This window comes from Thermodesulfobacteriota bacterium, assembly GCA_026415035.1.
GTDB lineage: Bacteria > Desulfobacterota > BSN033 > BSN033 > UBA1163 > RBG-16-49-23.
On record JAOAHX010000023.1, the window covers coordinates 33,359 to 48,344 of the forward strand.

Annotated in this window: 11 protein-coding genes; 6 read left to right on the top strand and 5 right to left on the bottom strand. The window is 57.0% G+C overall.

The features are described 5' to 3' along the window. Positions 1-2: 2 nt before the first annotated feature. The gene (trmFO, locus tag N3G78_12325; protein ID MCX8118701.1) at positions 3-1,310 is read right to left on the bottom strand and encodes a methylenetetrahydrofolate--tRNA-(uracil(54)-C(5))-methyltransferase (FADH(2)-oxidizing) TrmFO; all 1,308 of its coding nucleotides are present in this window, start codon (positions 1,308-1,310) and stop codon (positions 3-5) included. An 89-nt stretch (positions 1,311-1,399) separates the two neighbouring features. Between trmFO and N3G78_12330 the strand changes: the two genes are divergently transcribed. Next, positions 1,400-2,716 (top strand): B12-binding domain-containing radical SAM protein, encoded by a 1,317-nt coding sequence (locus N3G78_12330; protein ID MCX8118702.1) that lies wholly within the window; start codon positions 1,400-1,402, stop codon positions 2,714-2,716. Here the strand turns inward: N3G78_12330 and topA are convergent. The 3 genes from topA to N3G78_12345 all read right to left on the bottom strand — a co-directional run bounded on the left by topA (position 2,708) and on the right by N3G78_12345 (position 7,036). Further along, on the bottom strand, positions 2,708-4,939 hold the full coding sequence (gene topA / locus N3G78_12335; GenBank protein ID MCX8118703.1) for a type I DNA topoisomerase: 2,232 nt from the start codon (positions 4,937-4,939) through the stop codon (positions 2,708-2,710). The two genes, N3G78_12330 and topA, sit on opposite strands and share 9 nt — an antisense overlap. A 63-nt stretch (positions 4,940-5,002) precedes the next feature. Then, positions 5,003-6,106: a DNA-processing protein DprA gene (gene dprA, locus N3G78_12340; protein ID MCX8118704.1), complete on the bottom strand. Its 1,104-nt coding sequence runs from the start codon at positions 6,104-6,106 to the stop codon at positions 5,003-5,005. 129 nt (positions 6,107-6,235) lie between these two features. Further along, positions 6,236-7,036 carry a LysM peptidoglycan-binding domain-containing protein gene (locus tag N3G78_12345; GenBank protein MCX8118705.1) on the bottom strand — a complete coding sequence of 267 codons (801 nt, stop codon included), beginning with the start codon at positions 7,034-7,036 and terminating at the stop codon, positions 6,236-6,238. Positions 7,037-7,327: 291 nt separating this feature from the next. On the opposite strand from N3G78_12345, the gene N3G78_12350 reads away from it, so the two are divergent. The 5 genes from N3G78_12350 (at position 7,328) to N3G78_12370 (ending at position 14,003) form a co-directional block, all read left to right on the top strand. After that, positions 7,328-7,621 (top strand): hypothetical protein, encoded by a 294-nt coding sequence (locus N3G78_12350; protein ID MCX8118706.1) that lies wholly within the window; start codon positions 7,328-7,330, stop codon positions 7,619-7,621. 1,298 nt (positions 7,622-8,919) lie between these two features. Next, positions 8,920-10,404, top strand: a complete 1,485-nt coding sequence (locus N3G78_12355) for an ABC transporter substrate-binding protein (protein MCX8118707.1) — start codon at positions 8,920-8,922, stop codon at positions 10,402-10,404. Between the two features lie 4 nt (positions 10,405-10,408). Continuing rightward, positions 10,409-11,350, top strand: a complete 942-nt coding sequence (locus tag N3G78_12360; protein ID MCX8118708.1) for an ABC transporter permease — start codon at positions 10,409-10,411, stop codon at positions 11,348-11,350. Between the two features lie 8 nt (positions 11,351-11,358). Beyond that, positions 11,359-12,294 carry an ABC transporter permease gene (locus N3G78_12365; GenBank protein ID MCX8118709.1) on the top strand — a complete coding sequence of 312 codons (936 nt, stop codon included), beginning with the start codon at positions 11,359-11,361 and terminating at the stop codon, positions 12,292-12,294. A 53-nt stretch (positions 12,295-12,347) separates the two neighbouring features. Beyond that, positions 12,348-14,003, top strand: coding sequence for an ABC transporter ATP-binding protein (locus N3G78_12370; protein ID MCX8118710.1), 1,656 nt, complete (start codon positions 12,348-12,350; stop codon positions 14,001-14,003). Positions 14,004-14,476: 473 nt separating this feature from the next. On the opposite strand, the gene N3G78_12375 is transcribed toward N3G78_12370, so the two are convergent. Beyond that, complete coding sequence (locus N3G78_12375; GenBank protein MCX8118711.1) at positions 14,477-14,842, bottom strand: four helix bundle protein; 366 nt, start codon at positions 14,840-14,842, stop codon at positions 14,477-14,479. Positions 14,843-14,986 lie beyond the last annotated feature (144 nt).

Sequence of the window (14,986 nt, forward strand, 5' to 3'; positions counted from 1 at the left end):
CCTCAAATCGCCTCTCTCACGATCCAATCCTCCAGCTCCCGTAGCGCCCGCTGTCGGATCAGGGCCTTCCTTCTCCTCCCTCTGGCCTTGATCTCGAGATCGGGAAAGAGGCCGAAGTTGATGTTCATCGGTTGAAAGGGGATCGCTCGGGACCCCGCCACGTGATGGACGAGCGCTCCCAGGGCGGTCGTCAGAGGGGGGATGGCCAGCGCTTCCCCCTTCGACCATCGAAGGGCGTTGATCCCTGCGAGCAGGCCCGTGGCCGTCGATTCCATGTAGCCCTCCACCCCGGTGATCTGGCCTGCAAAAAAGAGCCACGGCCGGCCCCTCATCTGGAGGGTGGAGGTCAAGAGACGGGGAGAGTCGATGAAGGTGTTCCGGTGGACCGATCCGAAGCGGACGAACTCCGCCTTCTCGAGGCCCGGGATCATCCGAAAGACCCTCACCTGCTCCCCCTGCTTCAACCGGGTCTGGAAACCGACCAGATTATAGAGCGTCCCGAACTCGTTCTCCTGCCTGAGCTGAACCACCGCATAAGGCTGCCTTCCTGTCTTGGGGTCGATCAGCCCCACGGGACGCAGGGGACCGAAGGCCAGGGTGTCTCTTCCCCGGCTCGCCATCTCTTCGATGGGCAGGCAGCCTTCGAAGAGATACCCCTTCTCGAAATCTCTCAGGGGGACCTTTTCGGCCCGGCAGAGGGCCTCGACGAACCGCTCATAGGTCTCCCGCTCCAGGGGGCAGTTGAGGTAATCGTCCCCTCCTTTCCCGTAACGGGAGGCCCGGAAGACCTTGTCCATGTCGATCGACTCCGCGGTGACGATCGGCGAGATGGCATCGTAGAAGAAGAGGTGGCCGGAGCCGGTCAGCGATTCGATCGCTTGGCTCAACGCTTCGGACGTGAGAGGGCCGGTGGCGACAATCGTCGGACCTTCCTCCGCAAGGGAGGTCACCTCACCCCGGATGATCTCCACACCCTCCAGCCGGCTCAGAAACTCCGTCACGCCCATCGAAAAACGTTCCCGGTCCACGGCGAGGGAGTCGCCCGCCGGGACCCTCGTCTCCTTCGCTATCCTGAGGATAAGAGAATCGAGCCTCCCCAGCTCCTCTTTGAGCAGCCCGGATGCGTTTTCCAGAGATTCCGATTTGAGGGAGTTGCTGCAGACCAGTTCCGCAAGGTGAGGAGACCGGTGGGCGGAGGAGAATCTCTTCGGTTTCATCTCGAAGAGGCGAACCCGCCCTCCCCTCTTGGCGATCTGCCAGGCCGCCTCGCAACCGGCCAGCCCGCCTCCGACGACGACGATCGGCTCCATGGTCGTAATTTTAGGCCTTTTCCGGTCGGTTTGCAAAAGGGAACCCAGGCCAATTAAAATGAATTGACCCCCCTGGCCGCCATAGATCCATGAAGATCGAGCTCATCTCCCCTGCCGCTGAGGAAAACGCCCCTGTCCCCAACCTCGCCCTGCCCATCCTGGCCAGCCTCACGCCCTCCGACATCGAGGTCTCCTTCACCGACGATCTCCTGACGCCCATCGATCTCGAAAGGGGGGTGAAACCTGTCGATCTCGTGGGGATTACGGTCCTCACCAAGACCGCGAAGAGGGCCTACGAGATTGCTGATGCCTACCGCCGAAGGGGAATCCCCGTCGTCCTGGGAGGCATCCATGTCTCTGCCCTTCCGGAAGAGGCCAGGGAGCATGCCGATGCGGTGGTCATCGGCGAGGCCGAAGAACTCTGGCCAAGGCTGATCGACGATTTCAGAAAAAAGGATCTTAAGCCCTTCTACCGACAAGCCCAGCCCGTCCCTCCCTCAATGATTCCGAGGCCGAGAAGGGATATCCTTCCCCGACGAGGGTACTTTCCTCTCGACGTCGTCCAGTACAGCCGGGGATGCCCCTTCCGGTGTGAATTCTGTTCGGTGAGGCGGTTCTTCGGGGAGCAGTACCGGTTCAGGCCCCTCGAAGCAGTGGTCGAGGAGATCCGCTCCCTCCCCCACCGGCTGGTCCTGTTCAACGACGACAACGTCCTGGGCCACCCCTCCTATTCGAGGGAGCTTCTGCAGGCCTTGGTCCCCCTCAAAAAGAAGTGGGCTGGTGAGAGCTCCCTCGCGGGGCTCAAGGAGATCGGTCAGATCGAGCTCCTTGCCGAAAGCGGCTGCATCGGCCTCCTGATCGGTTTCGAATCGCTCTCGCCCTCGAACCTCCGCCTCTCGAAGAAGTTCCAGAACGATCCCGAATCCTACCGGGAGATCATCGATGCCCTCCACCGCCACGGGATCACCGTCTGGGGCTCCTTCATGTTCGGATTCGACGACGACCTGCCCGAAACAATTCATGAGGCCGTCTCTTTTGCCATCCAAACCAAGCTCTTTGCCGTCAACTTCGCCATTCTGACGCCCTACCCGGAGACCGACTTCTATCACCGGGTCAAAAGGGAAGGCCGGTTGACTCACGACCGATGGTGGCTGCTAAAAAATCCCAACGAGGTCGCCCCGTTCTATGAACCCAAAAGGATGAGCCGAGAAGCCCTTCGGAGGCTGTGGAAGGAGGCCTGGCAGGAGTTCTATTCCCACCGTTCCATTTTAAGACGATTCCAGTGGGACTATCCTCCCACCCTCGCCAATCGCCTCGTCTATTTTCCGTTTCAGTGGATGCACCGGCGGTTCATCCGGAAGAAGATTCTCGAAGGAAGGCCCCGATACCGGAGGCGTCTATTCTGAGGAGCGGTACCCGCATTCGGTCCGATGGCATCGCTTTTCGATGCCCATCTTCCCCTGCTTTTCGACCAGGAAGGGAGCGCCGCATTGGGGACAGGGTTCGCCGAGGGGCCTGTCCCAGAGGGCAAAGGTACATCGGGGATAATTTGAGCAACTATAGAAGGTCTTGCCCTTTCGGGTCCGCCGTTCGACCAGCATCCCGTCGCACCCCTCCTGGGGGCAGGCCACGCCGGTTTGGATCGAACGGGTCGATTTGCAGGCGGGATAGTTGGAGCAGGCAAGAAACCTCCCGAATCTCCCGTTCTTCATCACCATCGGGCTTCCGCACTTTTCGCACTTCACCTCAGGCTCGACCCGTTCGTTGTTATCCTCGACCTCCCGCGTAAAACGGCATTTGGGATAGTTGGAACAGGCCAAAAAATAGCCCCTCTTCCCCCATCGCCTCACCATCTTCGCCCCGCACTTCTCGCAGAGGACGTCGGTGGGGATCTGCTCCCTCTTCACATCCCTCATGTGGAGCTTGGCCATCTCCAGGTCCTTTTCGAAGGGGGTGTAGAACTCCTTGAGCGTCTCGATCCAGCTCTTCTCACCCTCTTCGACCTTGTCCAGGTTCTCCTCCATCAGGGCGGTGAATTCGACGTCGAGGATGTCGGGAAAGTTGACGACGAGGAGGTCGTTGACCAGAAAACCCAGGTCCGTGGGGACGAACCTTCCCTTGTTAAGGGTGACGTATCCCTTCTCCCGGATGGTGCTCAGGATGGTGGCATAGGTAGAAGGTCTGCCGATGCCCTTCTCCTCCAGCTCCTTGATGAGGGTCGCCTCGGTGAACCGGGCAGGGGGCTGGGTGAAGTGCTGTTTGGGGAGCAACCCCAACAGGTCGAGCACCTCCCCTTCGGTGAGGGGGGGCAATTTCCCTTCCGCCTCCTCCGCCCCTCCGTCCGAGGCCCCGTTGTCTTCCGATTCGACATAGACCGCCATGAACCCCTGAAAGATCGGAATGCTGCCGGTGGTGGTGAAGATCGCCTCGTCGGCCTGGATCTCGACCGAGGTCTGTTGAAAAACGGCGGAGGCCATCTGGGAAGCGACGAACCGATCCCAAATCAACTTATAGAGGGCATACTCATCGGGGCTGAGATAGGACTTGATCTTTTCGGGTTCGAGCTCCATCGAGGTGGGACGGATGGCCTCATGGGCATCCTGGGCGCCTTTGCGGCTTTTATAAACGTTCGGCTTGGAGGGAAGGTACGATTCACCGTAACGGGCCTGGATCCAGCTCCTCACCTGGTGGATGGCCTCGTTGGAGACCCGGGGAGAATCGGTGCGCATATAGGTGATCAGGCCGATGGTCCCAGCCTCTCCGAGGTCCACGCCCTCGTAGAGCTTCTGGGCCACCCGCATCGTCTTATGGGCGCTGAAGGAGAGTTTCCGAGAGGCCTCTTGCTGGAGCCGGCTCGTGATGAAGGGGGGGAGGGGATGGCGTCTCTTCTCCTGCTGGACGATCTTCGAGACGACAAAGGGGACGGATTCGAGCCGCCGCTTCATGGCCTCGGCTTCTTCCTGATTGGTGAGGGAGACCTTCTTCCCTTTCCATTTCACCAACCGGGCGTCGAAGGGGGTGGGAGAGCCTTTTCCTTTGAGGGTCGCCGTCAGGCTCCAGTATTCCTGGGGCACAAACCCCTCGATCTCCCTCTCCCGCTCGCAGATGATCCGGACGGCAACGGACTGCACCCGCCCCGCGCTCAGCCCCCTTCTCACTGTCTCCCACAGAAGGGGGCTCACCTGATAGCCCACCAGCCGATCCAAGATCCTTCGGGCCTGCTGGGCCTCGTAGAGGGTCTGCTGCAACTTCCCGGGCTTCTTCAGGCCCTCGAGAACCGCCTTCTGCGTGATCTCGTTGAAGAGGACGCGGTGGATATTCTTCCCGTTCTTTCCGATCTCCTCGGCCACATGCCAGGCAATGGCCTCTCCCTCCCGGTCTGGATCCGGGGCAAGATAAATATCGTTCACCTTCTGGCTCGCCCGCTTCAACTCTGCAAGGATCTTCTTCTTGCCCGGGATGACCACATAATGGGGTTGAAAATCCTTTTCGATGTCGACCCCGAGTTCGTCCTCGGGGAGATCCTTCACATGTCCCACGGTTGCCTTAATGATATATTCATCCCCCAAAAATTTCTGAAGGGTCTTCACCTTCGTGGGAGATTCGACCACGATCATTCCTTTAGCCATAGATGCCTCTGACCTTACCTCCGAAAGGGGATGATCTTTTTTTAACCGAAATCGGAAGGTTTTTCATCCCATCTTTCGACTGAAGCATTTCCCGGGCCACTGGAGGACGAGCCCCTTCAATTCCAAGTTCAGGAGGAGGCTCGACACCCGTCCCGGTTCAAGTTGGGTCTCTCGGATGATGGAATCGATATGGAGCGGGGCTTCGGTGAGCACGGCATAGAGGATCCCTTCCTCCTCGCTCAGCTCCGGCCCCTTCGGTTTCATTTCTTCCCGACCCTCCCGTTCCCTGCTCCATTGAGGCAGAATCTCTTCGAGAATATCGTCGCTCGATTCGACCAGCTTGGCGCCCTCTTTGATCAAACGATTCGTCCCACGGCTTCCCTCCGCTCCTACATTTCCGGGGATGGCAAAGACCTCCCTCCCCTGTTCGAGGGCATATTGGGCGGTGATGAGAGAGCCGCTATCCGGCCCGGCCTGGACGACCACCACGCCGAGAGAGAGGCCGCTGATGATGCGGTTCCGTTTCGGGAAATGGCTCCCTTCGGGGGGAGAGCCCATCGGAAACTCCGAAAGAACGGCGCCGTGGTCGATGATCTGCTGGAATAGATTTCGATTCTCCCTCGGATAGATCACGTCCACCCCGCACCCCAGGACGGCCACCGTCCGTCCCCCGCCGGAGATCGCCCCCCAATGGGCCACCGCATCGATCCCCCGGGCCATCCCGCTCACGATGGTCACACCGTGCTGGACGAGTTCCCGGCTGATCTTCTCGGTGATCCATCGGCCGTAAGGGTTCGTCTTGCGGCTTCCCACGATCGAGACCGCCAGTTCATCTTCCTTCTTCAACGTTCCCCTCAGATAAAGGATGGGGGGAGGGTCATAGATAGTCCGGAGCCGGCTCGGGTAATCTTCGTCTCCATAGGTCAAGATCTGTGCCCCGACCTGCTCGGCCAGGGAGAACTCCTTCTTGACCAGCTCTTCCCGGGGACCTCTGCGAATCTCGCTTGCGACCTTCTCCCCAAGGCCCTCGACCTCGAGCAACTCTTTGGTCGAGGCGTGAAAGACCGCCTTCGGGGTCTGGAAACGCTCGAGGAGCCGTTTCATTAAGACGCATCCCACGCCCGGAACCAGGCTGAGCGCCAACCAATAAAATTGGGCTTCGGACATCGCCTCACCTCGAAGACGTCCTGAGGCCGAGGAAGGGAAAGGATCGAATGACAAAAAAAGCCTTGGAGGCCCTGAGGCCCCCAAAGCTCCTTGGACTCCCTCGCTTCTCTTTTTTATTCCCTTAGGCCCTTATCTCCTCGTTTCGATCTCCATCTTCTCTTTGTTATAGGGCTGGATCATATCGCCCTTGTAAATGGCGTCAAAGGCCTCTAAAACCCTCGCCGTGTAAAACCCCCCGTGTTGGTCGATGATCTCGATGTTTCCGGCGATGTTATACTTCCGGGCGATCCTCTTCTGGGTCACCGGGTCCAGGATGAAGTCGGAGGCCCGAAACACGGTGTATTTGTTGCCTATCGCAATCTTCTCCCTGGTGTTGAAAGAGAGGTAGATGACATCCCCTTCGGCCATCAAATTCTTGCCTTCTTTGTTGTCTAAAACGTATCCGATGCCCTTATAATTGAATCCCGCGATGAAGCCTGCTGAGCGAATCTCCGGATAGACCTTCTTCTCCTCGACGGGTTTCTTCTCCTCGACGACTTCGGGCTTCTTCTCCGCGACCGGCGGGGGTTCGACCTTCTTCGCCTCGACGGGTTCGGGTTTCTCTACTTTCTCCTCCTTGATCTCCTTGGGTCTTTCCTCAGGGATCGGTTTGGGTTGCTCTTTCTTGGCCTCTTCGACGGGAGAGAGGCGAATGGGATTTCCGGGATAGATCCAATGGGGGTTCGTGATATAGGGGTTTCGCTGCCACAATTTAGGCCAGAGGAATGGGTCCTTTAGGAACCGTGCGGAGATATCCCAGAGGGTGTCTCCCTTTTTGATGGTGTAGATCCCCTCTGCCTCCTTCTTCTCTTCCGCGAAGGTGGCGGGGGAATTGATTGAAAAAATCGCAACCGTTGCGAGGATGCCCCAAATTATCGAAAACTTCTTCATGCCAACTTCCCCCTTTTTGCCTGAATATGGACGGTGGCTTTAAAATGATGATTCAAATTAGCCCCTTACCGAGGTTTTGTCAAGAGAATTCTTAAGCAATTTTTATACCACGCGGACCTTAAGTGCCCCAACCCTTTAATTTTACAATCAAAAAGCAATTGATTTCCCCTTTTTGGTTGTCCAAAGGCCTTCGATGTGACTAATTTTTTTGCAGTCAATACCCCTTAATGAACAATTTTGGGCCGTTTATAGGAGAGGTCCGCCCCCGACCCTCGAGCCGGTTTTTTACCGATGATGAAGATAGAGGCCCTTGATCACGGCATTAACCAAAGAACAAAGGACCCAATTCTCATCCTTTTCCCGCAGAAAAACCAGACACTCCCTATACCCTTTAAAAAGGGAAAACCCTTTCCATTCGAAGCTTGCGATCTCACGATCCTGAAGGTCTTTGACCACTCCCGACCTCTTGCCTTTTGGACCGAGTCTGGAAGGGGGGCAATAGGCGAAGAGTTCTCCGTGTGCGTCGAGAATCTCCCGCCGCAGGAAAAGAAGTCCTTTCCTTCTCTCCTCGAAAGCAAATTTTAAACCACCATCCGGAGTCAGAAGGCGATAATGGCTGGAGGTCCACCCACGATCTCTCCAGAGCACAAACTTCAATTCGGAATGGGCGTCCAAGAATTCGAGCTCGAGCGAAAAAAGGGTCCGAAACTTCGTCAGCCGAATCAACGCCCTCCCCGGAGCCGAGCCCCTCTCTTTAATTCTGAAAAGGAGCTGGCCGGCTTCATCTATGGCCTCGAAATCGACAGGGGACAAAAAGGCGCTGAGATTTCTGATTAAGAAAAAGGGGACGGTTCTATTTTCCATCTTGGATTTTCTTCGGCCTCCCGATGGGCGGCATCAACTCTTCCACAAACTCTTATATCTCTTCCTCCGATTCGCCTTGTCCTCGGAGAGCTCTCCACAAACCGGATGTTCGTCAATCAAGAGATCCTCCTTCCATAAGCTTAATAACCGATCCACCGATATTCCCCAAACCCTCACGACCCCCGTCCTCACAGGATTGAGCTTCACATATCTTCCCCAGGCTGAAAGATATCGATACTACGATATGAAATGACCGATATGATCATACCCCATCTTGTCATGTAGAAGGTAGGAAAGGTTTATCTCCTCCTGGATCTCTGTTAGGCTCCTCCCTCCTCCTGTGGCTATAAAACCAGATGGACAGGATTTCTCATCAGAAGATAATGGTAGAATTGAAATCGATACTTCTCTTTTTATCGTCCAAGATTCTCAAGATTTTTCTAATGTTCCATATCATCCCTGAAAATATCCTTACGGTTTATTCCCTTTGGCAAGGATGTGTCCCTCGGGGGCTGTCCTTTCCACTCGGGGCACAGGGCGATTCTATGGATCTCCTTATGAAATGTCAAGAAAAATCGAACCGTCCCCTTTGGTCCCTTTTTTTTGCTCCAGACTACCTTTTCGAATCTGTCGCATATGAAGTGAACGAGTACACAAGCTTGATTTTCCTCGATCCTTAGGGTAATAAAACAAATTGGTAACCGGTAGTATCTAACGTTTTTTCTGATGGCGCAGGGTTAGGGAATAAAGGCGCATGTCCCCCACCTGACCGCCCATCGCTCTTTTAACCCACTCCAAATGGCTTGGCTCGAACAATGGGATTTCTCCTGGTCCCGAAAAGAGCCGATTAATCGTATGGAGATAGGAATTTGTTCGAATTCAACTCGAAAGGAGGCGATCATATGTCATTTTTTATTTCATGGAGGAAGGCGGCAGCGCCAACGTTATTGGGGATAACCACCCTATGCGCGATTTTTGCTCTTGCCTCCTCTGGTGAGGGGCAAACCCTAACGGCCGTGATGCATTCCGGTTTGAGGGTCCTCGACCCAATCGTCACCACGGCCCACATCGTCCGGAACCATGGCTACATGATCTACGATACCCTGCTGGGGACGGACGCTCATGGGAAAATCCAGCCTCAAATGGTGGAGAAGTGGACGGTATCCGCCGATGGAAAGACCTATACTTTCACCTTGCGGAGCGGTCTGAAATGGCACGACGGCCTGCCGGTCAAGGCCGAGGATTGCGTGGCATCGATCAAGCGCTTTGCGGAACAGGACAAGATGGGCCAGATCATGATGACCCTGGTGACGGCCATGAAGGTTTTGGATGACCGGACCTTCCAAATCGTGGTCAAGGAGCCGACCGACACCGTGCTGACCGCCTTGGCCAAACCGAGCGGCCTCGTCTGTTTCATGATGCCGAAGCGGATCGCCGAAACCCCTCCCACCACGCCGATCAAGGAACATATCGGCTCGGGCCCCTTTAAATTTGTCTCCGCAGAATTCAAGCCCGGCCTCAAAGCCGTATACGAGAAGAACAAGGACTACGTCCCCCGGAGCGAACCCCCGAGCGGAAGCGCCGGGGGAAAGGTCGTTCATGTGGATCGGGTCGAATGGGTGACCATGCCCGATCACATGACCGCGGTCAACGCCCTCCTGGCCGGAGAGATCGACTACATGGAGTGGGTGCCTTACGACCTCCTGCCCATGGTCGAGGGGAAGAAAGAGATCGTCGTGACGGTGATGGAGAAACAGGGTTTCCAGACGATGCTCCGCTTCAACCATCTCCATCCGCCCTTCAACAATAAGCTCGCCCGTCAGGCGGCCATGTATGCCATCAGCCAGGAAGAGGTTTTGAAGGCCCAGGTGGGTAACCCCAAATACTATCGGACCTGCCCTGCCGTCTTCGGTTGCGGAACGCCTTTCGAAAGCTCCTGGGGCGCGGAGATGGTGGTCGGAGCCAATCTCGAAAAGGCCAGGGAACTCCTGAAAGAGGCCAAGTACGATGGGTCGCCGGTGGTCCTCCTCCAGCCCACGGACGTCTTCACCATTCGGGCCCAACCCTTAGTGATCGCCTCGGCCCTCCGGAAGGTCGGGTTCAACGTCGACATGCAGGCGATGGATTGGATGACGGTGGTGACCCGCCGAGCCAATATGGAACCGCCCGCCAAAGGCGGTTGGAACCTCCACTGCACCAACTGGCTGATCGTCGAGATCATGGACCCCCTGCGATCGCCCATCGCTGCAGCCAACGGTCCGAAGGCCTGGTTCGGCTGGCCCGACGTCCCGAAGATCGAAGAACTCCGTCTGAGATTGGCCCGTACCCTGAAACCGGCGGAACAGAAAAAACTGGTCGAAGAGATCCACAAACTGGTGATCGAAGAAGGGGTCCTCTTGCCGCTCGGGGAATTCTACATTCCGAGCGCCTATCGCTCGACCCTGACGGGCATTGTCGACTCTCCCGTTCCCTTCTTCTGGAACATTAAAAAGGCCGCAAAGTGACCCCATGCTGTCCTACATCGCACGGCGCCTACTCGCCACCATTCCCGTCATGGGAATGGTGGCGGCCATCGTATTCGCCATCCTGAGGCTGACACCTGGCGACCCAGCGGCCATCCTCGCAGGGGACGCAGCGACCCCCCAGCAATTGGAAAGGATACGCAATCAGATGGGGCTGGACCGTCCCATCCACATTCAGTTCCTCCTTTGGTTGGGGCAACTCCTTCGAGGCGATCTGGGGGTCTCCCTCATCTCGGGCACCTCCGTAGGCGGGATGATCGCCGACCGTTTCGGTCCCTCTTTGGCCCTGGCTCTCTCCACGATCCTCTTCACGGTCCTCATCGCGATCCCCTTAGGGGTGATCGCTGCCTGGAGGCAGGGGACCCTTCTCGATCGGGCCGTGATGGCCTTCTCCGTCCTCGGATTTTCGACCCCCGTTTTCGTCACAGGCTACCTGCTGGTTTTTCTCTTTTCCATCAAGTTCGGCTGGTTCCCCGTCCAGGGTTACCGACCTCTCGCTTCTGGGTTCTGGCCCTTTTACCACAGGCTGATCCTGCCGACCCTGGCCCTAAGCACCATCTACATCGCGCTGGTGGCCCGCATCACCCGCACGAGCGTCCTTGAGGTGATGGGAGAGGACTACATCCGGACGGCCAGGGCGAAGGGCGTCAGAGAGAGCGCGGTTCTGATCCGGCATGCCCTTCGCAACGCCGCCGTCCCCATCGCCACCATCGTCGGGATCGGCCTGGCCATGTTGATCAGCGGCGTCGTGGTCACAGAGTCGGTCTTCAATCTCCCTGGACTGGGACGCCTGGTCGTGGAAGCCGTCCTGGCCCGTGATTATCCGGTGATCCAGGGTCTGATTCTGCTCTTCTCTTTGATCTACATCCTGATAAACCTTGCCGTCGACATCCTCTACACCCTTTTCGATCCCAGGATTCGTTACTGACCAGATCCATGTCGGAGAATCTGAAAGAAAGTCGGACAGAAAGAACCTCGAGGGGCCTTCCCGGTCCATCGGAAAACGGTTCGATCCCATCGCCGGAGGGCGAATCCTTTCTCCTCGGACACTTTAAAAGAACGGTCTTGAAAGGGCCCTCCCTTTTGGCTCTTTTGGTGGTTGGGACCATCGGATTAGTGGCCCTCCTCGCCCCCTTTCTGAGCACGAGCGATCCCATCGCCCTCAATCCCGCCCAACGCCTGAAACCACCCTCCTTCGCCCATTGGTTTGGGACAGACTCATACGGTCGAGATATTTACTCCAGGGTCATTTACGGTTCCAGGGTCTCCCTCGTAGTCGGCTTGGGCGCCGCCCTGATGAGCGTTGCGATCGGATTGCTCATCGGAATGATCGCGGGATTTATCCGTTTGGCCGATGCTTTCATCATGCGTTTCATGGACGGGCTGATGGCCATTCCCGGCATCCTCTTGGCGATCGCCATGGTTTCCGTCGCGGGGGCAAGTCTGTTCACGGTCCTCGTGGCCATCACCATTCCCGAAATCCCGCGGGTGGTGAGGCTCGTGCGGGGGGTGATTCTGACCGTCAAGAACGAACCTTATGTGGAAGCCGCCCTTTCCCTCGGGACACCCATCCCAATCCTCCTCCTCCGCCACATGCTTCCCAACACCATCCCTCCGGCGATTGTCCAGGGGACCTATATCTTCGCCTCGGCGATTCTGACCGAGGCCATCCTCGGCTTTTTGGGAGCGGGCATCCCGCCGGAGAACCCCTCCTGGGGAAATATCATGGCCGAGGGAAGGATGTTCTTCCAATTGATGCCAGGGCTCATCCTCTATCCCGGCCTCTTTCTCTCCCTGACGGTATTGAGCGTAAACGTTCTGGGCGATGCCATGCGGGACGCCCTCGACCCAAGGATGGCTCGGAGGTTGTGACCGGTGCGAAGGCCATCCACAGAGGGTTTAAGGAATTCCGAGGACGCCATCCGATGAATCCTGAGATCAACACCAGGGTCTTGATCGTCGACGATCTGTCGGTGGCTGTGGTAGGAGCCTCCACAGTCCACAGGGTGGTCGAAAACGTCAGCTTCGATGTGCGATCGGGCGAGACCCTCTGTGTCGTGGGCGAGTCAGGATCGGGGAAATCGGTCACCGCGCTTTCCATCATGGGTTTGCTTCCCAAGGGGGCCCTCGAACCCCATGGGGCCATCTACGTCGACGGCGAAGACGTTTTGGCGGCGAGTCAGAGGCGGCTCCGGGAACTCCGGGCCACGCGCATGGCCATGGTCTTTCAGGAGCCGATGACCGCACTCAACCCGGTCCAGCCCGTTGGCAACCAGATCGATGAGGTCCTGCGTGTCCATACCCGGCTTTCCAAAAAAGAGCGCCGCGAAAGGGTCTTGGAGATGCTCGATGCCGTCCACCTGCCCGATGTGAGACACCTATACGAGGCCTATCCTCACCAACTCTCAGGGGGGCAGCGCCAGCGGATCGTCATCGCCATGGCCTTGATCCTCAACCCGAAGCTCCTAATCGCGGATGAACCCACCACCGCTCTAGACGTCACCACGCAGAAACAGATCCTCTCTCTCATCCGGGAACTCCAGGAAAAACACCAGACGGCCGTGATGTTCATCACCCACGATTTCGGGGTCGTAGCGGAAATTGCGGATCGGATCGTGGTCATGAACCGCGGCCGGGTCGTGGAGACTGGAAGGAAGGAAGAGATCCTATCCAGTCCTCGCCAACCCTATACCAGAATACTGATCTCTTCTGTGCCGAGCCTGATCCCAAAGAGTCGTCAGAAGCCCACCGGAGGAACCGTCCTTCGGGTCAGGGGCTTGAGCAAGATTTTCGCAGAAAGGAGGTTCTTGGCCGCCCGTCGCACGGTCGTGGCCGCCCGGGAAGTCGATCTGACGATCCAACGGGGGGAAATCGTCGGGGTGGTGGGCGAGTCGGGTTCGGGCAAATCGACGGTGGCCCGCTGCATCGTGCGGCTGATCGAACCTACCTCTGGCTCCATCTTCATCGATTCGACCGACTTAGCCAAACTCTCCTGGAAAAAATTAAGGCCCTTCCGGAAACGGATCCAGATCATCTTTCAGGATCCCTACCGGTCCCTCAATCCCAGGCGACAGGTAGGGGATTCGCTGGTCGAAGGCCTGTTGAATTTTGGAACGCCCCGGTCCCAGGCCCTGGCGAAAGTCCGAGAGCTACTGCGGCTGGTGGGGATGGATCCCGACTGCCTTCAGAGGTTCCCCCACCAATTCTCCGGAGGAGAACGCCAGCGCCTTTGCATCGCCCGTGCGCTCACCCTCGATCCAGATATCTTGGTCGCGGACGAGCCGGTTTCCTCTCTCGATGTCTCGGTGCAGGCCCAGGTATTGAAGTTGATCGAAGAGATCCGAGAACGAACCGGCGTCGCCGTCCTCTTCATCACCCACGACTTGCGGGTGGCAGCCCAGATCTGCGACACGATCGTGGTCATGCAGAGGGGCCGCCTCGTCGAGGCCGGCGCCGCGGAGGAGGTCCTGACCTCCCCACGTGAAGAATATACGCGTACTCTGATCGAGGCAGCCCCCGGCCGCCACTGGGATTTTCAGAACTTCAGACCGCTCTTGACAAAGGTCGCTCTGACCCCCTGACTTTCTTAACAAATCTATGAATTCCTTCATGAAGCATCCCTACACACAAACGGCATAGTCCAAAATTTAAGGGCACTCTCGAAAAAAGTGCCTCTCCCCATCCCTCATTTCCAACACCATAAGAGGACGAAGGGGTTCGAGGCCCCACCGGCGAAAACATCTCAACATATGTTTTCTTCTTGCACCATTCAAACCTTCCTCTGAAACTCCTTGTCGAAATAGGTTGAATAAGAGCCCAGGAGAACCCTCGCCAACCTGAGATCCTCTGCCCCGCTCCCGTCCCTATCCGCCAACTAATCCCTAATCTCTAATCTCTAATCCCTCCGACCGAAGGTCGCCGTCGCAATCCCTTCTTAATCAGGTCTCTCTCTCCAACCGTGATTCCTTGGGGGTCATGGTACTGGGAGGATCTGTCGCAATCCCTTCTTAATCAGGTCGGCCCGCAAGGCGGGAAGGGATCAGACATCAGGGATTTAGGGATGAGCTTTCGAGATAAGACCTACCATCTTGTTCAACATCTTCAAGATCTCCCCCACCAAAGCCTCCCGATCACGATATGTCTCCTCATCCATCCACCCTAAATCATAAGCCTTAACCAACCAATTGAGCGTCTCCGTCGCAGACCCCCTGGCAACCATTAAATAATGCACATACTCCCTCCCCCTACGGCGACCAAAACCCTCACTGATATTGGCACTAATCGACCCAGAAGACCTCAACACCTGATCCGCAAGGACTCGCCCCGCTACCCCCCTCGGAAATCTCCCCACATCTTTCACTATACTCAAAAATAGCTCATGACTCTTCTGCCAAACCACCAAATCCCGAAAATCCCTCACCCTCTCCAAAACCAATCCCCCTTATCCCTAATCCCTGATCCCTAACTCCTCCCGACCGAAGGTCGCCGTCGCAATCCCTTCTTAATCAGGTCTCTCTCTCCAACGACTGGGCATACTGAAAGGAGGGTGGATGATGCAGTTGTC

What these genes read in the sequence shown, in the direction of transcription:
- trmFO (MCX8118701.1), bottom strand. Translation starts at nt 1,310, where the DNA reads ATGGAGCCGATCGTCGTCGTCGGAGGCGGGCTGGCCGGTTGCGAGGCG.
- N3G78_12330 (MCX8118702.1), top strand. Translation starts at nt 1,400, where the DNA reads ATGAAGATCGAGCTCATCTCCCCTGCCGCTGAGGAAAACGCCCCTGTC.
- topA (MCX8118703.1), bottom strand. Translation starts at nt 4,939, where the DNA reads ATGGCTAAAGGAATGATCGTGGTCGAATCTCCCACGAAGGTGAAGACC.
- dprA (MCX8118704.1), bottom strand. Translation starts at nt 6,106, where the DNA reads ATGTCCGAAGCCCAATTTTATTGGTTGGCGCTCAGCCTGGTTCCGGGC.
- N3G78_12345 (MCX8118705.1), bottom strand. Translation starts at nt 7,036, where the DNA reads ATGAAGAAGTTTTCGATAATTTGGGGCATCCTCGCAACGGTTGCGATT.
- N3G78_12350 (MCX8118706.1), top strand. Translation starts at nt 7,328, where the DNA reads ATGATGAAGATAGAGGCCCTTGATCACGGCATTAACCAAAGAACAAAG.
- N3G78_12355 (MCX8118707.1), top strand. Translation starts at nt 8,920, where the DNA reads ATGCATTCCGGTTTGAGGGTCCTCGACCCAATCGTCACCACGGCCCAC.
- N3G78_12360 (MCX8118708.1), top strand. Translation starts at nt 10,409, where the DNA reads ATGCTGTCCTACATCGCACGGCGCCTACTCGCCACCATTCCCGTCATG.
- N3G78_12365 (MCX8118709.1), top strand. Translation starts at nt 11,359, where the DNA reads ATGTCGGAGAATCTGAAAGAAAGTCGGACAGAAAGAACCTCGAGGGGC.
- N3G78_12370 (MCX8118710.1), top strand. Translation starts at nt 12,348, where the DNA reads ATGAATCCTGAGATCAACACCAGGGTCTTGATCGTCGACGATCTGTCG.